Annotated in this window: 20 protein-coding genes and 1 pseudogene; 15 read left to right on the forward strand and 6 right to left on the reverse strand. The window is 75.5% G+C overall.

All coding sequences use genetic code 11. From position 1 onward, the window contains the following. The 7 genes and pseudogenes from OG994_RS14700 to OG994_RS14730 all read left to right on the forward strand — a co-directional run bounded on the left by OG994_RS14700 (position 1) and on the right by OG994_RS14730 (position 7,050). Positions 1–1,050: a glycosyltransferase gene (locus OG994_RS14700; RefSeq protein ID WP_328853575.1), complete on the forward strand. Its 1,050-nt coding sequence runs from the start codon at positions 1–3 to the stop codon at positions 1,048–1,050. Continuing rightward, complete coding sequence (locus OG994_RS14705; protein ID WP_328853576.1) at positions 1,035–2,252, forward strand: glycosyltransferase; 1,218 nt, start codon at positions 1,035–1,037, stop codon at positions 2,250–2,252. Before OG994_RS14700 ends, OG994_RS14705 begins: the two co-directional genes overlap by 16 nt. Further along, positions 2,252–2,827, forward strand: a pseudogene (locus OG994_RS14710) (D-sedoheptulose-7-phosphate isomerase); the annotation flags it as partial. The gene OG994_RS14705 and the pseudogene OG994_RS14710, both read left to right, overlap by 1 nt. Positions 2,828–3,090: 263 nt before the next feature. After that, positions 3,091–4,500: a PfkB family carbohydrate kinase gene (locus tag OG994_RS14715; RefSeq protein ID WP_328853577.1), complete on the forward strand. Its 1,410-nt coding sequence runs from the start codon at positions 3,091–3,093 to the stop codon at positions 4,498–4,500. Next, on the forward strand, positions 4,497–5,192 hold the full coding sequence (locus tag OG994_RS14720; protein WP_120331720.1) for an SDR family oxidoreductase: 696 nt from the start codon (positions 4,497–4,499) through the stop codon (positions 5,190–5,192). The genes OG994_RS14715 and OG994_RS14720 overlap by 4 nt, the downstream gene beginning before the upstream one ends. Continuing rightward, positions 5,189–6,166, forward strand: a complete 978-nt coding sequence (locus tag OG994_RS14725; protein WP_328853578.1) for a glycosyltransferase family 9 protein — start codon at positions 5,189–5,191, stop codon at positions 6,164–6,166. Before OG994_RS14720 ends, OG994_RS14725 begins: the two co-directional genes overlap by 4 nt. A gap of 23 nt (positions 6,167–6,189) precedes the next feature. Then, complete coding sequence (locus tag OG994_RS14730; RefSeq protein WP_328853579.1) at positions 6,190–7,050, forward strand: alpha/beta hydrolase family protein; 861 nt, start codon at positions 6,190–6,192, stop codon at positions 7,048–7,050. Between the two features lies 1 nt (position 7,051). Here the strand turns inward: OG994_RS14730 and OG994_RS14735 are convergent, their stop codons facing one another. Next, positions 7,052–7,222 carry a hypothetical protein gene (locus OG994_RS14735; RefSeq protein ID WP_158610176.1) on the reverse strand — a complete coding sequence of 57 codons (171 nt, stop codon included), beginning with the start codon at positions 7,220–7,222 and terminating at the stop codon, positions 7,052–7,054. 360 nt (positions 7,223–7,582) lie between these two features. On the opposite strand from OG994_RS14735, the gene OG994_RS14740 reads away from it, so the two are divergent. The 3 genes from OG994_RS14740 to OG994_RS14750 all read left to right on the forward strand — a co-directional run bounded on the left by OG994_RS14740 (position 7,583) and on the right by OG994_RS14750 (position 10,386). Continuing rightward, a complete protein-coding gene (locus tag OG994_RS14740) occupies positions 7,583–8,290 on the forward strand; it encodes a hypothetical protein (RefSeq protein WP_120331717.1) in 708 nt (235 codons plus the stop codon). Between the two features lie 430 nt (positions 8,291–8,720). After that, on the forward strand, positions 8,721–9,095 hold the full coding sequence (locus OG994_RS14745; RefSeq protein WP_120331729.1) for a hypothetical protein: 375 nt from the start codon (positions 8,721–8,723) through the stop codon (positions 9,093–9,095). Between the two features lie 49 nt (positions 9,096–9,144). Next, positions 9,145–10,386, forward strand: a complete 1,242-nt coding sequence (locus OG994_RS14750) for a cytochrome P450 (protein WP_328853580.1) — start codon at positions 9,145–9,147, stop codon at positions 10,384–10,386. 14 nt (positions 10,387–10,400) lie between these two features. Here OG994_RS14750 and OG994_RS14755 read toward each other — a convergent pair whose 3' ends face one another. Next, complete coding sequence (locus OG994_RS14755; RefSeq protein WP_328853581.1) at positions 10,401–11,303, reverse strand: DUF72 domain-containing protein; 903 nt, start codon at positions 11,301–11,303, stop codon at positions 10,401–10,403. 136 nt (positions 11,304–11,439) lie between these two features. Here OG994_RS14755 and OG994_RS14760 point away from each other — a divergent pair, with 136 nt between their 5' ends. Further along, positions 11,440–11,946 carry a DinB family protein gene (locus tag OG994_RS14760; RefSeq protein ID WP_328853582.1) on the forward strand — a complete coding sequence of 169 codons (507 nt, stop codon included), beginning with the start codon at positions 11,440–11,442 and terminating at the stop codon, positions 11,944–11,946. A gap of 62 nt (positions 11,947–12,008) precedes the next feature. After that, complete coding sequence (locus OG994_RS14765) at positions 12,009–12,950, forward strand: hypothetical protein (protein WP_147427314.1); 942 nt, start codon at positions 12,009–12,011, stop codon at positions 12,948–12,950. A 16-nt stretch (positions 12,951–12,966) separates the two neighbouring features. Here OG994_RS14765 and OG994_RS14770 read toward each other — a convergent pair whose 3' ends face one another. Beyond that, a complete protein-coding gene (locus tag OG994_RS14770; RefSeq protein ID WP_328853583.1) occupies positions 12,967–15,033 on the reverse strand; it encodes an amylo-alpha-1,6-glucosidase in 2,067 nt (688 codons plus the stop codon). Further along, entirely contained in the window at positions 15,030–15,416 is a 387-nt protein-coding gene (locus OG994_RS14775) for an SCP2 sterol-binding domain-containing protein (protein ID WP_328853584.1), read from the reverse strand. Before OG994_RS14775 ends, OG994_RS14770 begins: the two co-directional genes overlap by 4 nt. Before the next feature lie 183 nt (positions 15,417–15,599). Here OG994_RS14775 and OG994_RS14780 point away from each other — a divergent pair, with 183 nt between their 5' ends. Next, on the forward strand, positions 15,600–16,646 hold the full coding sequence (locus OG994_RS14780; RefSeq protein ID WP_120331710.1) for an NAD(P)-dependent alcohol dehydrogenase: 1,047 nt from the start codon (positions 15,600–15,602) through the stop codon (positions 16,644–16,646). An 80-nt stretch (positions 16,647–16,726) separates the two neighbouring features. Here the strand turns inward: OG994_RS14780 and OG994_RS14785 are convergent, their stop codons facing one another. After that, positions 16,727–17,236 carry a mycothiol transferase gene (locus OG994_RS14785; protein WP_120331709.1) on the reverse strand — a complete coding sequence of 170 codons (510 nt, stop codon included), beginning with the start codon at positions 17,234–17,236 and terminating at the stop codon, positions 16,727–16,729. A gap of 81 nt (positions 17,237–17,317) precedes the next feature. Here OG994_RS14785 and OG994_RS14790 point away from each other — a divergent pair, with 81 nt between their 5' ends. After that, the gene (locus tag OG994_RS14790; protein WP_120331708.1) at positions 17,318–17,833 is read left to right on the forward strand and encodes a 2'-5' RNA ligase family protein; all 516 of its coding nucleotides are present in this window, start codon (positions 17,318–17,320) and stop codon (positions 17,831–17,833) included. A gap of 354 nt (positions 17,834–18,187) precedes the next feature. After that, on the forward strand, positions 18,188–18,373 hold the full coding sequence (locus tag OG994_RS14795; RefSeq protein WP_120331707.1) for a hypothetical protein: 186 nt from the start codon (positions 18,188–18,190) through the stop codon (positions 18,371–18,373). Positions 18,374–18,447: 74 nt separating this feature from the next. Here OG994_RS14795 and corA read toward each other — a convergent pair whose 3' ends face one another. Next, positions 18,448–19,578, reverse strand: coding sequence for a magnesium/cobalt transporter CorA (gene corA / locus OG994_RS14800; RefSeq protein WP_120331706.1), 1,131 nt, complete (start codon positions 19,576–19,578; stop codon positions 18,448–18,450). Positions 19,579–19,679 lie beyond the last annotated feature (101 nt).

The following is a 19,679-nucleotide window of genomic DNA, read 5'->3' on the forward strand; positions in this document are numbered from 1 at the left end:
ATGAACATCCTGCTGTGGCACGTGCACGGCTCCTGGACCACCGCGTTCGTCCACGGCCGACACCACTACCTCGTCCCCGTCACCCCCGACCGCGGCCCCTACGGCCTCGGCCGCGCCCGCACCTACCCCTGGCCCGACACCGTCACCGAAATCACCCCCGACCAGCTCCCCCACACCGACGTCGACCTCGTCATCCTCCAACGCCCCGAAGAACTCGACCTCGCCCAAGAATGGCTACGCCGCCGACCCGGCCACGACCTCCCCGCCATCTACGTCGAACACAACACCCCCAAGGACGGCAACGTCCCCAACAGCCGCCACCCCATGGCCGACCGCGACGACCTGCTCATCGCCCACGTCACCGGCTTCAACCAGCTGTTCTGGGACACCGGATCGACCCGCACCACCGTCGTCGACCACGGCATCGTGCCACCCCGGGTCGACTACAGCGGCGAACTGGACCGGCTCGCCGTGGTCATCAACGAGCCGGTGCGTCGCTGGCGTGTCACCGGCACCGACCTGCTGCCCCGGTTCGCGCGGGTGGCGCCGCTGGACGTCTACGGCATGGGTGTCGCGGGACTGGCCGAGGCCCTCGCCACTCGCACTCCGGATGGCCGCTCGGCCGGCGACCGCAGACCCCCGCCCGACCCGGCCGGTGATCCGGCGTCGCGCACCGCGACGGGCGTGACCGCCCACGAGGACCTGCCGCAGGCCCGCATGCACGAGGAACTGGCCCGGCGGCGGGCGTACCTGCACCTGTGCCGCTGGACCTCCCTCGGCCTCAGCCTCATCGAGGCCATGGCGATCGGCATGCCGGTCGTCGCGCTCGCCACCACCGAGGCGGTGGACGCCGTACCGCCCGACGCCGGGGTGCTGTCGACGCGGGTCGACACGCTCGTCGAGGCCGCCCGGTGGCTCATGGACGACCGCGACGCGGCGTACCGGATGGGCGCGCGGGCACGCGAGGTGGCCAAGGAACGGTTCGGGCTCGACCGGTTCCTCGCCGACTGGGACCGGCTCTTGGAGGAGGAAACATGCGCATCGCGATGATCTCTGAACACGCCAGCCCGCTCGCCGTTCTCGGTGAGGAGGACGCCGGCGGGCAGAACACGCACGTCGCCGAACTGGCCGCCGCGCTGGCGGCCGAGGGCCACGAGGTGCGCGTCTACACGCGCCGGGACTCCCCCACCCTGCCGGAGACGGTCGGCGCGGCCGAGGGCTACGAGGTGGTCCACGTACCGGCCGGGCCGGCACGGCGGGTGCCGAAGGACGAGCTGCTGCCGTTCATGGGCGAGTTCGGGAGCTGGCTCGCCGGACGTTGGCGCGACGGGGACTGGACCCCCGACGTGGCCCACGCCCACTTCTGGATGAGCGGCCTCGCGACGCTGCACGCCGGCCGGCGTACGGGCGTGCCGATGGTGCTCACGTACCACGCGCTCGGCACCGTCAAGCGGCGCCACCAGGGCGCGAACGACACCAGCCCGGCCGGCCGGATCGGCTACGAGCGGGCGCTCGGGCGCGCGGCCGACCGGGTGATCGTGCAGTGCCAGGACGAGATCGGCGAGCTGGTGCGGATGGGCGTGCCGCGCAGCCGCATGACGCTCGTGCCCTCGGGCGTGAACCAGGAGATGTTCCGGCCGGACGGGCCGGCGGCCCCGCGCGACCCGGCCCGACCCCGGATCCTCACCGTCGGCCGGCTGGTGGAACGCAAGGGCTTCCAGGAGGTCGTCCGGGCGCTGCCCGCCGTGCCGGACGCCGAGTGCGTCCTGGTGGGCGGCCCGCCCGCCGACCGCCTTCCCGCCGAGCCGTTCGCCCAGCGGCTGCGGGCGCTCGCGAAGGCGTGCGGGGTGGCCGACCGGGTCCGCCTGGTCGGCGCGGTGCCGCGCGAGGAGATGGGCCGCTGGTACCGGTCCGCGGACGTCCTGGTGGCGGCCCCCTGGTACGAACCGTTCGGGCTCACGCCCCTGGAGGGGATGGCCTGCGGCGTGCCGGTGATCGGCACCAACGTGGGCGGGATCGCCGACACGGTGGTGAACGGACTGACCGGCGACCTGGTGCCACCACGGGACCCACGGGCGCTGGGGACCGCCATCCGCCGGCTGCTCGCCGACAAGCTGCGCCGGTTCGCGTACGCCACGGCGGCACTGGACCGGATTCGCAGCAGCTACTCGTGGAAGCGGGCCGCCGAGCAGCTCGGCACCGTCTACGCCGCCGTGAGCGCGGTCGGCCGTCCCACTCCGGCGGTGGCCTGATGACCGGCGCCCACTCGATCGTCGACACGCACCTCACGGGGCTCGCGGCCGCGCTGCTGCCCTACCGGCGGGCCGCCGAACGGCTCAGCGGCTGGGGCACCGAGCTGGCGTGGACGCTGGCGGCCGGTGGTCGGCTGCTCGTCGCCGGCAACGGCGGCAGCGCCGCCGAAGCCCAACACCTCACCGCCGAACTCGTCGGCAAACTCCGCGACGACCGCCAACCCCTGTCCGCCATCGCCCTGCACGCCGAAACCTCCGCCCTCACCGCCATCGCCAACGACTACGACTACGACCACGTCTTCGCCCGCCAGGTCCGCGCCCACGGCCGACCCGGCGACATCCTCCTACTCCTGTCCACCAGCGGCACCAGCCCCAACCTCCTCACCGCCGCCCAGGCCGCCCACGACACCGGCCTACGCTGCTGGGCCTTCACCGGCCCCGCACCCAACCCCCTCGCCGACGCCTGCCACGACGCCCTCGCCGTGCCGTCCCCCGACAGCCAGGTGGTGCAGGAACTGCACCTCGTCTCCACCCACCTGCTCTGCGAGTACGTCGACCAGGCGCTGCCGCTGGTCCGCCAGCTGCCGCGGCTGACCGCGCCCGCGGTCGGTGGCGGCGGTGGTCGCGACGGCCGGGCGCTCACCGTCGTCGGCGGCACCGGGATGGCGCACGGCCCGAACGGGCACGGTCCCAACGGGCACAGTCCGAACGGACACGGTCCCAACGGGCACGGTCTTGGCGGGCACGGCCCCAACGGGCACGGTGCGGCCGGTCATCCCGGTGGCGGGCGGGTCGACGGCCACGGCCCCGCGGGGCGTACCGGCGACGGGAGCGGCTCGTGAGCGCGCGGCTGGTGGTGGTCGGTGACACCCTCCTGGACCGGGACGTCACCGGGTCGGTGAACCGGATCTGCCCGGACGCGCCCGCGCCCGTGCTGGACGAGCGGTCGGTCACCGACCGGCCCGGCGGGGCCGGCCTCGCCGCCCTGCTCGCCGCCGCGCACGGCGTCGAGGTCACGCTCGTCACCGCCCTCGCCGACGACGCCGGGGGCGCGCGGCTCGCGGAGCTGCTCACGGCCGCCGGGGTGACCGTCCACCCGGTACGCCTGCCCGGCACCACCCCCGAGAAGATCCGGCTGCGGGCCGGTGGGCAGACCCTGCTGCGGCTGGACCGTGGTGGCGATCCGCAACCACCCGCCGAACCGCCGGAGGCCGCCCTCGCGGCGCTGCGCGGCGCGGCGGCGATCCTGGCCAGCGACTACGGGCGCGGCCTGCTGCGCCAGCCGACGCTGCGGGCCGCGCTGGCCGAGGCGTCCGCCCCGGTGGTGTGGGACCCGCACCCGCGCGGGCCAGCCGCGGTGCCCGGCGTCCGGCTCGCGACGCCGAACCTCGCCGAGCTGCGGCAGCTCACCGGTGACGCCGGCACCGGCTCACCGCTGTCCACCGCCACCCGTGCCGGGCACGAGCTGCGCCGCCGCTGGCGGGCCGCCGCGGTGGCGGTGACGACCGGCGCGGACGGTGCGGTGCTGTGCCACTCCGGCGGCACACCCCTCGTGGTGCCGCCGCCCTCGCCGGCGGAGCGGGTGGAGGACACCTGCGGCGCCGGCGACCGGTTCGCCGCCGCCGCGGCCACCGCACTCGCCGGCGGGGCCCCGGTCTCCGAGGCGGTGCGGGAGGCCGTCGCCGCCGCGTCGGCGTACGTGGCCGCCGGTGGGGCGGCCGGACTGCAGGCCAGCCCTCCCCCGGCGCCGGCCGACCCGGCCACGTCCGCACTGGAGCTGATCGCGCGGGTGCGCACGGCCGGCGGCACCGTGGTGGCCACCGGCGGCTGCTTCGACATCCTGCACGCCGGTCACCTCGCCACCCTGCGCGCGGCCCGCGGGCTCGGCGACGCCCTGGTGGTCTGCCTCAACAGCGACCGCAGCGTCCGCGGGCTCAAGGGCCCGGAGCGCCCCGTCAACGGGCAGGACGACCGCGCCCGGCTGCTCGCCGCGCTGGACTGTGTGGACGCCGTGGTCGTCTTCGACGAGCCCACGCCGCACGCGGTGCTGTCCCGGCTCCGCCCGGACGTCTGGGTCAAGGGCGGCGACTACGCCGGCGACGGCGCCCCCGAGCTGCCCGAGGCGGAGCTGGTCCGCGGCTGGGGTGGCCGGGTCGTGACGGTGCCCTACCTGGCGGGACGCTCGACCACCGCCACCATCTCCGCCGCGCGCTCGCGCGGCGACGACCTCGTGAAGGGAGCAGTATGAGCAGGGACCTGAACGGATCGGCGATCCTGGTCAGCGGCGGGTCGAGCGGGCTCGGCGCCGCCGTGGTGACCGCCGTGGCCAAGGCCGGCGGCCGGCCGTACGTGCTGGACCGGCGGGAGCCCGCCGACGGTGTGCCCTGGGTCGAGTGCGACCTCGCCGACACCCGGGCCGCCGAGGAGGCCACGCGCCGGCTCGCCGCGCAGGCCGGAGGGCTCGACGGGGTGGTGACCGCGGCCGGCATGGACGTCCCCGGCCGGCTCGCCGACGTCCCCGGCGAGACCTGGGACCGGATCGTCGCCGTCGACCTGCTCGCCACCGCCGCGGTGGTCCGGGCCGCGCTGCCGTGGCTGGAACGCTCGCACGGCACGGTGGTCACGGTCGCCTCGACCCTCGGCGTCAAGGCGGTCAGCGACGCGACCGCGTACTGCGCCGCGAAGTTCGGGGTGGTCGGCTTCACCCGCGCCCTGGCCGCCGAACTCGCCGGTCAGGTCGGGGTGACGCTGCTCGTCCCGGGCGGCATGCGGACGGCCTTCTTCGACGATCGCGAGGAGCGGTACAAGCCGGGTCCGGACGCCGTGCTCAACGACCCGGCCGACACCGCGGCCGCCGTACTGTTCGCGCTGTCCCAGCCGCCCGGCTGCGCCGTACGGGAGATGGTGGTCTGCGCCGAGCAGGAGTCGTCGTACCCGTGATCCTCGTGCTGCGCGCGCTCGGCGTCGGTGACCTCGCGACCGGGGTCCCGGCGCTGCGGGCGTTGCGGGCCGCGTACCCGCGACAGGAGCTGGCGCTGGTCGCGCCGCGCGCCCTGGCGCCCCTGGTCGACCTGGTCGGTGGCGTGGACCGGCTGGTGGACGCGCCGGGGCTGGGCCGCCTGGCCTGGCCCGGTCCCGCCCCGGCGGTCGCTGTGAACCTGCACGGGTGCGGCCCGCAGTCGCACCGGATGCTCGCGCGGCTGCGGCCGGGGCGGCTGCTGGCGTTCGCCAACGCCGGGGCCGGCTTCGGCGACGGGCCGCCCTGGCGCGCCGAGGAGCACGAGGTCGACCGCTGGTGCCGGCTGCTGGCCTGGTACGGCGTCGCCGCCGACCGGACGGACCTGGCCCTGCGCCGGCCCGACCCCGCGGGGCTGCCGACCGGCGTGAGCATCGTGCACCCGGGCGCGAAGGCGGCGCAGCGCCGGTGGCCGCCGGCCCGCTTCGCCGCCGTGGCCCGCGAGCTGGCCCGGCGCGGGCACCGGATGGTGGTGACCGGCAACCCCGCCGAGCGGGAGCTGGCCGACCGGGTCGCCACCCTGGCCGGGCTGCCCGGCGACGCCGTGCTCGCCGGCCGGACGGACCTGCGCGACCTCGCCGCTCTCGTGGCCCACGCCCGGCTCGTGATCTGCGGCGACACCGGGATCGGTCACCTGGCCACCGCGTACGCCACGCCGTCCGTGCTGCTGTTCGGCCCGGCGCCACCGGCGCAGTGGGGCCCGCCGCCGGACCGGCCGTGGCACGAGGCCCTCTGGGTGGGGCCGCGCGAGCCGGACGGGCCGGACGACGTACACCCGGCACTCGCGGCGCTGGACGTGCCGGACGTCCTCGCCGCCGTGGACCGCGTGGAGCGTGCGGCGTCGACCGGTGTCCCGTCACCGCGGCGCGCCGGCGCGCCGGTGGCTACCCGCCGGTAGCCGCCGGCTCGTAGGCTGTGCCGATGAGTGAGGCGACCGAGTACGCGCAGGAGTTCGTCGACGTCGAGGGCGGCCGCCTCGGGCTGCACGTCTACCCGGAGCCGGACGCGCCGGGCGCGCCCGTGGTCGTCATCTGGCCGGCGATGGGGGTCCGCGCCCGCTACTACCGTCCGCTCGCGGCGGCGCTGCGCGCCGAGGGGCTCGCCGTGGTGGTCGCCGACCTGCGCGGCACCGGGACGAGCACGCCCGCCCCGAGCCGCCAGTCCCGCTACGGCTACGCCGAACTGGCCGGCGACGTGGGCAGCGTGCTGGAGGCCCTCAAGCCCCGCCTGGACGGGCGCACCCGGCTGCTGCTCGGGCACTCGCTGGGCGGTCAGGCCGCGCTGCTGCACCTCGCCCTGTCCGGTGGGGACGCGGTGGACGGGGTGGCCCTGGTCGCCGTGGGCCTCCCCTACTGGCGCGTGTACCCGGGCCGCGCGCGGTACCAGATCCTGGCGTACACCCAGTGGATCGGTGCCACGGCGGCGCTGCTGCGGGTCTGGCCCGGGTGGGGTTTCGGCGGCCGGCAGGCGCGCGGCGTGATCCGGGACTGGGCGTACACCGCCCGCACCGGCCGGTTCCCCGTCCTCGACGGCGTCGACGCGGAAGCCGCGCTGCGGACGGTCCGCACGCCGGTGCTCGCGGTCAGCGTCGAGGACGACCAGTACACGCCGGAGTCGACGACGGACCACCTCTGCGCGAAGCTGCCGGCGGCTCCCGTCGTCCGCGAGCACTACACGGTGGCGGCGGCCGGCGGTCCGCTGGACCACTTCACCTGGGTACGCGCCTCGGCCCCGCTGGCCGCCCGGGTGGCCGGGTTCGCCGCCGGCCTGCCACCGCGCTGAGTCACTCCTCGGGTTCGAGCGGCACCATCTCCCCGTCCCGCTCCACCCGGACCTCACCCGGGTCCCGCCGCGGCGGCACCTCGGCGGTGGTCCGGTTGGGGTCGTTGCCCGGGTGCATCAGCACCGCGTCGGTGTCGGCCGTCTTCTCCCGGCTCTCGTCCGGCTGCGTCATCGCCGTACCCCTTCCCGCTCCGCTCCAGCCGCGCTCCTGCAGCACTCCTGCTGACTCCTGCTGGCTCGTGTTCGCCCCCTGCTCTACCCCCACAGCCCAGGTCAACTCCTCCCCGCCCCCTCTCCCGCCCCCTCTCCCCGCCCCGCCCCCGCCCCGTCGATCTTGCAGTTTGTGCCCTCGGAATGACCCGATAACGCACTTTTGTCGGGGCGGAAAGTGCAAGATCGCGGGGAGACTGCGCGGGCTCGGCACCGCCCGTCCGGTCCGTCCCCCGACCGGAGGGATCCACCCATGACCGACGGGGTTAGCCGCCCGGGCGGCGGGTAAGCCGCACCGCCCGACACGGTGGAAGGGGATCAGATGTCGGAACGGCACACCGCCCTGCGTTCGATGCACGATCTGGGCCTGGCGGCCTGGTTCGGGGGGTCCCTGATGGGGGCGCTCGGTGTCAACGGCGCGGCGGCGAAGATCAATGATGCGACGCAGCGGCTTCCGGTGGCATCCGCCGGCTGGTCCCGGTGGACCCCCGTCAACGCCGCGGCGATCGGCGCGCACCTCGCGGGGGCCGTCGGCGAGCTGGTGACGGAGAGTCCACGGGTGGCCGCGCAGGCGGGCGTCGCCCGCGCCAGCGCCATCAAGACGGCGCTGACGGTCGGCGCGCTCGCGGTCACCGGCTACAGCCGGCTGCTCGGCATGCGGCTGCAGAAGGCCGGTGGCCCGCCCGTCGACGGGGTGACCGAGCCGAACCACCAGACCCCGGCGCAGGTCGCCGCGAGCCAGCGCCAGATGAAGATGCTCCAGTGGGCGGTCCCGGCCCTGACGGGCGCGCTGGTCGTGGTGACCGCGTACATGAGCGAGCAGCAGAAGCCCGGCCAGATGTGGCGTGGCCTGATCGGCCGCGCGGGCGGTCTGATGAGCGCCCCGAAGGGCATGGCCAAGATCGCCGGCGTCAGCAAGATCGCCGAAGTGAGCAAGATGGCCGGCATGGGGAAGATGGCCGGGATGCACAAGGCCGGTGGCATGGGCAGGAGCGCGATGAGGCGGCCGATGGCGATGTCCGGCCGCTGACGAAACCCGCCCGGCGCCCCACCGACTTTCCTCGGCCGGGGCGCCGGTCGCGTGTCCGGGTGCCGACCGCTGGCGGCGGCTCGGCCAGTTGTCGCGGTGCGGTCGCGCGCCCCGGCACGTCAGCCGTGGGCGGCGGCGGTCATGGGACCGGGAGTCGCACCGTGCTCGCGCGCACTCGCCCCGCACCCCGGCACGGCCCCGCCGCAGAGCGCCCATGGGGCTGGCACTCGCCCCGCACCCCGGCACGGCCCCGCCGCAGAGCGCCCATGGGCTCGCACTCGCCCCGCACCCCGGCACGGCCCCCACCGGAGAGCCCCCGTGGGACCCGCACTCGCCCCGGCGCGGCCCTCGCGGAGAGCGCCCGTGGGCATGACGGGCCTGCTGGCGGGCAATCAGCGCCGGTACCCGCCCGACGAGCAGCGAGGTGGACATGACGGCGGACGAGGGACGCGGCGGCGGTCAGGCCCCGCGCGATCCGGAGGCGACGGTCCCGTGGGGCACCCGGGACATCTACGACACGGAACCGCCCTGGGGCGTCGACGAGAACGACCCGATGGACGAGGGCGGCGAGGAGACGGCCGTGCCCGAGGGACGCCGGGGCGAGCGCCGGGCCGGCGCGCCGTCCGGGCCGTCCGGCCCTGAGGGGCGGCACGGATTCGGGTCGGTGGAGCCCACCCGCGCGCCGGAGGCCGGTCCGGGAGCGCCACCGGACCCGGCGCCCGCACGCCGGCCGTTTCCCGACGACGCCGACATCGACGAGCGCGCGCAGGGCGCCTTCCGCAGCCGTGGCCGCAGATCCGCCTGACCCACGCCCCGGTGGTTTGCCAGACGACCGCGTGGGCACGTGTGTGCGCATGTCGCGGCGTACGGTCCATCTCGACAACACCCTCGCGTTGGCCCTGGAGGGCTTCGCCTGGCTGCCCAACCGGCTGCGGCGCGGCGGCGCCGACGCGCTGCGCACGCGGGTGCTGGGCCAGCGCGCGGTGGCGTTGCACGGGCCGGAGGCCGCCCGCTTCTTCTACGACGAGCGGCACGTCCGCCGGCAGGGCGCGATCCCCGGCCCGGTACGGAGCACGCTGTTCGGGCACCACGCCGTGCACACTCTCGACGGGGAGGCGCACCGGGTGCGCAAGGCGCTGTTCGTGGCGCTGCTCATGGACGGCGGGATCGACACCCTCGTCACGCGGGCCGGCGCGGCCTGGGAGTCGGCGGCCCGCGACTGGGCGGACCGCCGCGGGCCGGTGGTGCTCTTCGACGAGGTGAGCCGGGTGCTGACCCGGGCCGTGACCGACTGGACCGGGGTTCCCGTCGCTCCGGAGGATCTGCCGGCCCTCGCCGCCGACCTGGTGGCCATGGTGGACGGTTTCGCCACCGCGGCGCCACGGCACTGGCGGGCACGCCGCGCCCGGACCCGCCGGGAGGACTGGCTCGCCGGTCTCGTCGAACGCGTACGCCGGGGGGACGCGGTGGCGCCGGCCGGCTCGGCGGTGCGGGAGGTGGCGGAGCACCGGGACGTCGACGGCAACCGGCTCGACCCGTGCACCGCCGCCGTCGAGCTGCTCAACATCCTCCGGCCCACGGTGGCGGTCAGCTGGTTCGTGGCGTTCGCCGGGCACGCCCTGCACCGCTGGCCGGAGCACCGGGAGCGGCTGCGCGCGGGCGACCCCGCGTTCGCCGAGGCGTACGCGCACGAGGTCCGGCGGTTCTACCCGTTCGCGCCGTTCGTGGGCGGCCGCGCCGTCGCCGACCTGGAGTGGGGCGGCGTACGGATCCCGTCCGGCGCGATGGTGCTGCTGGACATCTACGGGCAGAACCACGACCCCCGGATCTGGCCGGACCCGTACCGCTTCGACCCGGACCGGTTCGTGGGCCGGGAGATCGGGCCCTTCAAGCTGGTGCCGCAGGGCGGCGGCGACCCGCGCACCGGGCACCGCTGCCCCGGCGAGATGATCACCGTGGCGCTGCTGCGCGACCTCGTCGTCCGCCTGGCCCGGCTCGACTGCACCCTGCCGCCGCAGGATCTGCGCATCCCACTGTCCCGCATCCCCACCCGCCCCCGCAGCGGGGTGCTCCTCGACGTCCGCGCGGCGGCCTGAGGACGGGGCCGGCGTCAGCCCGCGGCGCCGGCCACCGCCGGGTTCCCGGCGCGGGCCAGCAGCCGGGACATCCGCTCGGCGTCGCGCTGCGCCTGACCGGCACAGCAGTTGTTGAACAGCACGTGCAGTTCGTCGGCCTGCCCGGCCAGCTCGGCGAGCAGCACGGACCACTGGCGCAGCTCGCGCTCGCCGTACGCGTAGCGGAACTTCTCCCGCTTGTCGCCCGTCGCCCAGTCGTCGCTGTGGCCGTGGAAGCGGACCATCGCCAGCTCCGCGGTGGCGATGAGGATCGGCGGGACGGAGGACGGGTGTCCCTGTGGCATGTCGACGCAGACCAGCGCCAGTCCGTTGGCGCGGAGGAAGTCCAGGGTGTCCAGGGCGGCCCGCTCCTCGAACCAGGACCCGTGCCGCAGCTCCACGGCGACCCGCCACGGGCGGCACCGCTCGGCCAGTTCGGCGATGCGCCGCTGGGCGGCGGCGCCGCGGACCAGCCACGGCGGGAACTGCAGCAGCACGGCGCCGAGGCGGCCGGCCGCCGCGAGCGGGTCCAGCGCCGCGCGGAAACGGGCCCACAGCTCGTCGTACGCCCCGGCGGGCAGGTCGCGGCGGCGCACCCGGGCGGGGCCGGCGGCCGGGCGCAGGTCGCGCGGCAGCGCCGCGACCGGCGTCGGGTGCCCGGTGAAGAGGCTGAACGCCTTCACGTCGAAGGTGAACCCGTCCGGGGTGGCCTCGGCCCAGCCGCGCGTGGTCTCCGGTGCGGGGACGGCGTAGTACGAGGTGTCCACCTCGACGAGCGGGAACCGCTCGGCGTACCAGCGCAGGCGGGCGGCCGGCGTGCTCACCGACCGCGGGTACCAGCCGGACCGCAACAGGTCCTGGTCGGCCCAGGACGACGTGCCCACTCGAATCACACCCATGTCATTCCGGTACCCGGACAGACCGATCGACAACCGCCGAGGCCGCCCGTACGCCCGGAAATGTCGGTGCCTCCGCCTAGCCTGGGCACGGCCCACCTCGGCCGCACCGTCCACCTCCGACGGAAGGGCAGTTGTCATGACAAGTTCCGAGCAGGTCCTCACCGGCGAGCGGGCCGACCTGGTGCAGGCACTGCGCCGGCACCGTGGCTTCCTGCGGCAGACCGTCGACGGCCTCACCGACGCCCAGGCGGCCGCCCGCACCACCGTCAGCGAGCTCTGCCTCGGCGGTCTCATCAAGCACGTGGCGGTCACCGAGAAGCACTGGATGCTCTTCGCCGTCGGGGGCGCCGAGGCGATGGAGAGCGAGCCGGTCGACTGGGCCGGCCAGTTCCGGATGCTGGAGGGCGAGACGCTCGGCGGGCTGCTCGACGCGTACGCGCGGGTGGCCGCCGCCACCGACGAACTGGTCGCCACGCTCGACCTCGACACGGCGCACCCGCTGCCGGTCGCGCCCTGGTTCGAGCCGGGCGTGAGCTGGTCCGTCCGCCGGGTGCTGCTGCACGTCATCGCGGAGACGTCGCAGCACGCCGGGCACGCCGACATCCTGCGCGAGGCGATCGACGGCGCCAAGACGATGGGTTGACGCCGCCCCCGGGAACGGGTGGATGTGACGTCCCGCCGGCGCGTGGCGCTGAGGGACACGAGATGAAGACAGACCGGATGGACCGGAGGACGGCCGAGTGGCTCCTCGACGGTCCCACGGATGCCGGGCCGGCGGACGCCGGCCCTCTCGTGTTGCTCCTGGGCGCTCTTCGCGCCGCGCCACGTCCCGGTGAGTTCGCCGGCGAGGCGGCCGCCGTGGCGGCCTACCGCCGCGCCCTCGCCGGACACCCGGGCCCGGTCCCGGCCACCGAGCCGGCCGGCGCGCCGTCGCGGCTGTGGGGCGCCGTCACCGCGATCACGGCACGCGCCGGCGAGGGGCGGGGCAGGCTCACCCGCACGGGAGCCCGGGTCGGTCTCGTGGCCCTCACCGTCGCCACCACCGGCGGCGTCGCGCTGGCCGCCACGGGCACGCTGCCCGGCACGCGGCCGCCGGCGCCGCCGCCCGGCGCGCCCGCCACGACACCGCCGTCCGCCCCGGCCACCGGGGTGACCCCCGGCACGCCACCGTCGACGGGGCACGCCGGCACGGACAGCGGCGTGCCCGACGCCGCCCTGCCCGGGCTCTGCCGTGCCTTCCGGGCGCGTACGGGTGACGATCCGGCGCGTGCCCTCGACGGCCAAGCCTTCGCGGCGCTCGTCGCGGCCGCCGGCGGCCGGGACCGGGTGCCGGGCTACTGCGACGAGGTGCTGGCCGACGACGTGCCGTACGGTCCGGGCCGGTCGCCGCACCCGTCGCAGTCCGGCAGGCACCCGTCCACGCCATCGGCCACACCGCCCGGGCATGCCCGTCTGACGGCCAGTCCGCCGACCGCACCGCCCAGGCACGCCAGTCCGCCGGCCACGCCGCCCGAGCGCGTCCACCCGACGGCCAGCGCGCAGCCGGCCGGTGCCGTGACCGACGGGCCGGGGAACCGTCCCGACGGTGCCCCGCGTGGCGACGCGCCCCGCGTCCCCGCCGACCCACCGTCCCGCCGCGGACGCTGAGGCCGAACGCCGACCCTCAACGCACCCGCGGCCGGCGGGCCAACCCGGACGCGGCCCGGTCCCGCCCGTAGGCGTCCGCCTGGCCCCAGCGGCCCGGCACGTCGAGCAGCTCCACCCGGCCGAAGTGGGGCGGCAACGCCGGGTTCACCAGCAGGTTGTCGCCGCTGGGCCGGAGCCCGAGCAGGGCGCCGAGCAGCATCAGCAGCCCGCCCGAGGACCATGCCTGCGGCCGCCCGGCGGCCGGCAGCTGGACGGGGTACTTCGTCAGGTCGCGGCCGTACCCGGCGATCATCTCCGGAATCGAACCACCGAGCAGGTACGCCATCTCGAACATGCCGGCGGCGATCCGGGCCGCCTCGACGTCCCGCCCGTAGTGCCGCAGCCCGGCCACGATCAGGGCGTTGTCCGACGGCCAGACCGCGCCGAGGTGGGAGCCGACGGGGTTGTAGCGGCGCTGCCCGGCGGCGAACGTCCGGACGCCCCAGCCGCTGAAGAGCTGCGGGCCGACCAGGTGGGCGGCGACGGCCTCCGCGCGGTCGTCGTCGACGATCCCGCTCCACAGCAGGTGCCCGATGTTGGACGTGAGCGCGTCGACCGGCGTGCCGTCCGGCTCCAGCGCCAGCGCGTAGTACTCCCGCTCCGGCAGCCAGAAGTCACGGTTGAAGCGCCGCTTCAGCTCCTCCGCCTCCCGCTCCAGCCGGTCGGCGTACGCCGGGTCGCCCCAGAACTCCCGGGCCAGGCGGGCGCCGCGCCGCTTGGCGTCGTACGCGTAGCCCTGCAGCTCGCACGTCCCGCGCGGGAAGCCCGCGAGGCGCCCGTCGGCGTACGCGACGGCGTCCGGCGAGTTCTTCCACCCCTGGTTGACGGTGCCGTCACGGGTGTTCCGGGTGAGGTAGCGGAGGTAGCCGTCACCGGTCAGGTCGCCGTACTCGTCGATCCAGTCCAGCGCCATCCGGGCCGGGTGCCGCAGTTCCCGGACCAGGTCGGCGTCACCGGACCAGCGCTCGTACTCGTCGAGCAGGACGACGAAGAGCGGGGTGGTGTCGGCGGCGCCGTAGTAGAGGGCGGTCGGCTTCTCGCCGAACGCGGCGGCCTCCCCGTAGCGCAGCTCTCCGACGATCTTTCCCGGCTCCTCGTCGTGCTCGTCGTCGAGCCGACCGCCCTGCATGGCGGCGAGCATGCGCAGCGTCGCCGGCGTCAGCTCGGGCGTGAACGCCAGGGTCTGGAGGCAGGTGATGATCGCGTCCCGCCCGTACAGCGTCATGGCCCACGGCAGCCCGCCCACCGGCACGGCGCCGAAGTTCACCAGCGGCAGGTACCGCAGCGAGGCGAGATCCACCAGGCACCGCGCGTACGCCGCCTCCAGCGCGCCCCGTTCGGCCGCCAGCGTGGGCGCCCGGTCGAGCCACTGCCGAAGCTCGTCGCGCATGCCGCGACGGACGTGGTGCCGGTGCCGCTCCAGGTCGGCGCGCAGGTCCCGACCGCCCGCGCCCCGGATGATGGCCACGGCGTGCAGGTCGGTGACCCACTCGCCCTCCGGCTCCACACGGATCCGGAACGTCATCCCGCCCTCGTCGACGTCCACGGGAGCCGTGCTCGTCACGGTGGTCTCGCGGGCGAACCGGCCCCGCGCGTAGCGCAGCCGGAGCTGGTCGCGGGCCGGGTCGGCGACGACCTCCACCGGGCGCTCGCGTGGCTGCCGGATCTCCGCGGTGTCGGCGAAGTCGCTGCCGATCTCCAGCCGCACCGTGAACTCGGCCGGCTCGGCCGAGTGGTTGAGCACGGTGATCCGCTCGTGGAACGCGTCGTCGATCGACCGGTGCCGGATCAACGAGACGTCGGCGTCGACGTAGTGGCTGGCGGCGCCGGGCACCAGGAAGAACCGGGTCTCGAAGTAGGTCATGTCGTCCCGGGAGAGGGCGTTGAGCCGTTCACCGTCGACGCGGAGCACCCAGTGGGACAGGAAGCGGGTGTCGAACGACCAGAGACCGACGGGGGCGTGCGGGTCGACGACCATGTCACCCCGCGAGTCGCTCAGCGCGAAGGCGCTCCCCGCGGTCACGTACACGCGCTCCTGCCTCATGGGCGACCACCCCGTTCGGCGACGGCCCGCGCGGCCTCGCGGGGATGCCGGGCGTTCGCCGGGCCGGGAAAGAGCCGGCGCAGCATCATGAACAGGCGGATGTCGCCGGACGCGGTCAGCTCGTTGCGCAGCAGCGCCGCCGACACGTGCATCTCGCCGGCGGCGACCCGGTCGAACGCGTCGCGGTCGCCGTGGACGACCAGGTCGGCGTCCTCGCCCGAGCGGGTCACCTCGACGTGCTGGTCGGCGATCTCTAGACGCCAGTGCTCGGTCCGTCCGTCCTCCCGCACGTCCAGCCGCACGGTCCCCGTGGTCGTCTCCGGCAGGTCCGGACGCCGGCCGGATCCCAGCTCTCGCAGATAGTCCGCCGCGGTCGTGCCCATCGGTTCCGATCCCCCCTCCGCCGGACACCGCCCACCGGCTTCCCCGCAGGACACCGTCGCAGCGGTGCGGGTGAGACCGGCTCACCCGCATCGGGTGAACCCGCCGCGCGGGTCGACCGACGGGTCGTTTGACCCGGCCCGGATCGGGCAGGCGCGCCAGACACCACCGACGGGAGATGAGTCATGCGTGCGCTGCGCCTGCAGGAGTGGAAGTCCGAGCCGCAACTCGTGGAGATGCCCGAGCCGACACCGGGTCCGGGGCAGGTGGTGGTGCGCATCGGCGCCGCCGGCGCCTGCCACTCGGATCTGCACCTCATGGACGAGTTCGAGCCCGGCTCGGTGCCGTGGAACCCACCGTTCACGCTCGGGCACGAGAACGCGGGCTGGGTGCACGCGCTCGGCGCCGGCGTGACCGGGCTGGAGGTGGGACAGCCGGTGGCGGTCTACGGCCCGTGGGGTTGCGGCACCTGCGCCCGGTGCCGCGTGGGTGTCGACCCGTACTGCGAGAACCCGGCCGGCGCGCCGGTGCCCGGCGGAGGCGGTGGCCTCGGCCTGGACGGCGGCATGGCCGAGTACGAGCTGGTCCCCCACTCCCGGCACGTCGTCCCGCTGCCCGCCGGGCTGGAACCGGTGGACGCCGCGCCGCTCACGGACGCGGGCCTCACCCCGTACCACGCGATCCGCCGGTCCTGGCACCGGCTCGCCCCGGGCAGCACGGCCGTGGCCATCGGGATCGGCGGCCTGGGGCACGTGGCCGTGCAGATCCTGAAGGCCACGTCGGCCGCCCGGGTGATCGCCGTGGACACCCGCGCCGACGCGCTCGCGCTGGCGCAGGAGTGCGGCGCCGACCTCACCGTGATGTCCGGTGAGACGGCGGCCGAGGAGATCCGCCAGGCCACCGGCGGGCGGGGCGCGGACCTGGTGCTCGACTTCGTCGGGGTGGACGCCACGCTGCGTCTGGGCGCCGCGGTCGCGCGGACCGTCAGCGACCTCGCCATCGTCGGCATCGGCGGGGGCACGCTGCCGGTGTCGTACTTCTCGGTGCCGTACGAGATGAGCGTGGCCACCACCTACTGGGGCAGCCGGCCCGAGCTGATCGAGGTGCTCGACCTGGGCGCGCGGGGGCTGGTCCGGCCGAAGACGACCCGGTTCACGCTCGACGACGCGCTCACCGCCTACCGGAAGATGCGGGACGGATCCCTGGAGGGACGCGCCGTCATCGTGCCGTGACCCACGGCCGTCGTCGGGGCGATGCGCCCTGTACGGGCAGGCCGGCACCTCCGTCAGCCAGGGCGCCGGCCGCGGGCCGGTCAGGCGGCGGTGACGAGGCCCCGCACGTAGGCGGCCTGCCCGACGTGCTGGAGATCGTCCTCGGCGACGCTGACCAGCCGGACCCCGAGGGTCACCGGCGGGTCCCACGACGTGTCGACGACCCGGTCCAGGTCGCCGGGTCGCAGGCCGGCCAGGAAGTCGCGGGTGCGGGCGTGGACGGCCTCGTAGTAGTCGACCAGCACCTGGGCGCTCTCCGGGCGGACGGCGGCGACCTGCTCCGGGGTGTGCCCGTACCCGGTGTCGTGGGGATCGGCGGCGAGCCCGAAGCGGCCGGCCCACTCGCCGGTCACCCAGAGCTGTTCCGTCCCGATGAGGTCGGCGACGTGGTCGTCCTGGACCCGGGTCAGGTGCCAGACCAGCCAGCCCACCGGGTTGGCCCCCGCACCCGGCGCGCGTCGCAGCTGCTCCGGGGTCAGGCCGTCGACGGCCGCGCGCACGAGGCCGGGCAGTCGGTCGTACGTCTCGATCAGCAGGTCACTCACGTCCACGTCGTCACGCCTCCCGGGACACCGTACCGGCCCGGTGTGGGCCTCCGGTGCCCGGCCGGACCAGCCCGTTACCGTGATCATGTGGTCGCCGCGCTGGAGCTCTACCTGGACACGGACGCCACCCGGCGGATCCGCGTGCTCTGGGACGCCCTGGAGTCCGAGGGTGTGCAGAGCATGCGGTCCCTGCTGGAGCGGCGGCACCGCCCGCACGTCTCGCTGGCGGTGGCGTCCCGGTTCGACCCGGACCGGGTGGCCGCCGCGCTGCACGGGATGGTCGTCGCCGCGCCGCTGCGGCTGTCGTTCGCGCACGCCGGGCAGTTCGTCGGGCGGGTGCTCTGGCTCGGCCCCGTCCCGACGGCCGAACTGCTCGCCCACCACCGGGAGGTGCACGCCCGGCTCACCGCGGCCGGCGTGGACCTGCTCGCGCACTACCGGCCGGGGCGGTGGGTGCCGCACTGCACGCTGTCGATGCGGGTGCCGAACGCGCTGATGGCCGCCGCCGTCCGCCGGTGCCTGGAGGTGCTGCCGATGGACGCGACGGTGGTCGGGGCGGCGCTCACCGACCATGCCCGCGGTATCTCCCGTCCCCTGTCCTGACCGACGCCGGCCCGCCCCCGGGAGGGCGCCGGCCCGGCCGCAGAGGCGCCAGCCCGGCCGCAGAGGCGCCGGCCCGCCCGGCGAGGGGCCGGTTGGGGACCGACCCAGCCGCTCGCGGACGGTGCCGGCCCGCTCACGCAGGGCGCTCGGGGAGCGTCCCGGCGGCGAGGTTGGTGCCGCCGGGAGTCGGGTAATGGGAAAACCGCGTGTGCGGACGCTCCCTGACGTGGGATCGTTCGAGTGAGCCGTGTCACAGGCCGGCGTGCGGGCCGCAAGGGGGCGGGATCGCCCACCTGCCGCTCACCGTTCCCGGTGGGCATCGGACGGTCACGGCTGCAAGAGAGAGGCATCGCCATGCAGGCTCAACGCAGCGCGCCACCGGTCGAGCTGGGCCCGACCAGCGACGACGTGCAGATCGCCGGCACCACCGGCCCGTCCACCCCCCTCGCCATCTGGGCCGCGGCCGCCCTCCACGGCCGCATGGGCGTCGACGAGGACGACATCGAGGACGAGCGGCACATCCTGCGCGGCTTCGAGTAGGCGCGGGGGCTCCCGACGGATCCCGGGTGGGCAGGCGCCCGCGACCCGCCGATGGCCGCTGCCCGTGCCGGGGGTCAGAGCCAGCCGCGACGCTTGAAGACGAGGTAGAGGACGCCGCAGACGAGCGCCATGAGGCCGAGCGCGAAGAGGTAGCCGAACCGCCAGTGCAGCTCCGGCATGTGGACGAAGTTCATGCCGTACACGGTGCCGATCAGGGTGGGGGCGAACAGGATCGCCGCCCAGGACGAGACCTTCTTCAGCTCCTCGTTCTGGGCGTAGCTGGCCGCGGTGAGGCTGCGCATCTCCTCGTTCTGCTGCTGGGTGACGAGCGTGGCGTTCACGGCGAGGATGTTCTGCAACAGGTGCCGGAAGCTGTCCACGCGCTCCACCACCTGGGTGAGGTGGTCGGTGACGTCCCGCAGGTAGCGCTGGAGCTCCTCGTCACTGCCGTACTTGCCGGAGCCGGCGGCCAGCGCGTCGAGCACGCCGAGCAGCGGACGCGCCGCCCGCTGGAACTGGATCACCTCGCGGCTCAGCTCGTAGATGCGGCGGCTGGCGTTCGGGTCGCCGCCGAAGACCTCGGTCTCGATCTCGTCGATGTCGTGCTCCAGCCCGGCCACCACCGGCGCGTACCCGTCGACCACCTGGTCGAGGATCGCGTAGAGGACCGCCTGCGGGCCGCGGGCCAGCATCTCCGGCTCGCCCTCCAGCCGCCGCCGGACGGCGGCCAGGTCGGGTGCCTCGCCGTGGCGGACGGTGATGACGAAGCCGGGGCCGATGAACAGGTGCACCTCGCTGAACTCGACCACCTCCAGCGCGTCGACGTAGCGGGCGGCGCGCAGCACCACGAACAGGGTGTCGCCGTAGCGTTCGAGCTTCGGCCGCTGGTGGGCGTTGATCGCGTCGTCGACGGCCAGGTCGTGCAGGCGGAACTCGTGGGCCAGCGAGGTGATCTGCTCCCGGTCCGGCCGGTGCAGGCCGATCCAGGCCATCGCGTCGCCGAGTTCCTGGAGGCAGCGGTACGTGTCGGCGAGCGTCGTGGGCGAGGCGTACCGCAGACCGCGCGTGTAGACGGCGCTGTCGACGAGGCCACCCGGCCGGACGGGTGGCTCGCCCGGACGGTGCCCGCCGGGGCCGTGCTCGTGCTCGTCCAGGCGGCGCCCGAAACCACCCTCCTCCGAATCGAGGTGTCCGCCGCCGCCCATGAGCACCTCCCCGCGCGTGTCCCGGGTCGGTGCGGGTCGGCCGCGATCCGGGCACCACGCCCACCGGGGCGGTGCCCGGATCAGGCGCCACGCCCACCGGG

It is taken from the genome of Micromonospora globbae (assembly GCF_036184225.1).
GTDB classification, from domain to species: Bacteria; Actinomycetota; Actinomycetes; order Mycobacteriales; family Micromonosporaceae; genus Micromonospora; species Micromonospora globbae.

Coding starts and splice junctions, on each gene's coding strand:
- OG994_RS14730 (WP_328853579.1), top strand. CDS start 6,190: ATGAGTGAGGCGACCGAGTACGCGCAGGAGTTCGTCGACGTCGAGGGC.
- OG994_RS14750 (WP_328853580.1), top strand. CDS start 9,145: ATGTCGCGGCGTACGGTCCATCTCGACAACACCCTCGCGTTGGCCCTG.
- OG994_RS14745 (WP_120331729.1), top strand. CDS start 8,721: ATGACGGCGGACGAGGGACGCGGCGGCGGTCAGGCCCCGCGCGATCCG.
- OG994_RS14795 (WP_120331707.1), top strand. CDS start 18,188: ATGCAGGCTCAACGCAGCGCGCCACCGGTCGAGCTGGGCCCGACCAGC.
- OG994_RS14700 (WP_328853575.1), top strand. CDS start 1: ATGAACATCCTGCTGTGGCACGTGCACGGCTCCTGGACCACCGCGTTC.
- OG994_RS14740 (WP_120331717.1), top strand. CDS start 7,583: ATGTCGGAACGGCACACCGCCCTGCGTTCGATGCACGATCTGGGCCTG.
- OG994_RS14770 (WP_328853583.1), bottom strand. CDS start 15,033: ATGAGGCAGGAGCGCGTGTACGTGACCGCGGGGAGCGCCTTCGCGCTG.
- corA (WP_120331706.1), bottom strand. CDS start 19,578: ATGGGCGGCGGCGGACACCTCGATTCGGAGGAGGGTGGTTTCGGGCGC.
- OG994_RS14765 (WP_147427314.1), top strand. CDS start 12,009: ATGAAGACAGACCGGATGGACCGGAGGACGGCCGAGTGGCTCCTCGAC.
- OG994_RS14755 (WP_328853581.1), bottom strand. CDS start 11,303: ATGGGTGTGATTCGAGTGGGCACGTCGTCCTGGGCCGACCAGGACCTG.
- OG994_RS14735 (WP_158610176.1), bottom strand. CDS start 7,222: ATGACGCAGCCGGACGAGAGCCGGGAGAAGACGGCCGACACCGACGCG.
- OG994_RS14705 (WP_328853576.1), top strand. CDS start 1,035: ATGCGCATCGCGATGATCTCTGAACACGCCAGCCCGCTCGCCGTTCTC.
- OG994_RS14775 (WP_328853584.1), bottom strand. CDS start 15,416: ATGGGCACGACCGCGGCGGACTATCTGCGAGAGCTGGGATCCGGCCGG.
- OG994_RS14780 (WP_120331710.1), top strand. CDS start 15,600: ATGCGTGCGCTGCGCCTGCAGGAGTGGAAGTCCGAGCCGCAACTCGTG.
- OG994_RS14720 (WP_120331720.1), top strand. CDS start 4,497: ATGAGCAGGGACCTGAACGGATCGGCGATCCTGGTCAGCGGCGGGTCG.
- OG994_RS14760 (WP_328853582.1), top strand. CDS start 11,440: ATGACAAGTTCCGAGCAGGTCCTCACCGGCGAGCGGGCCGACCTGGTG.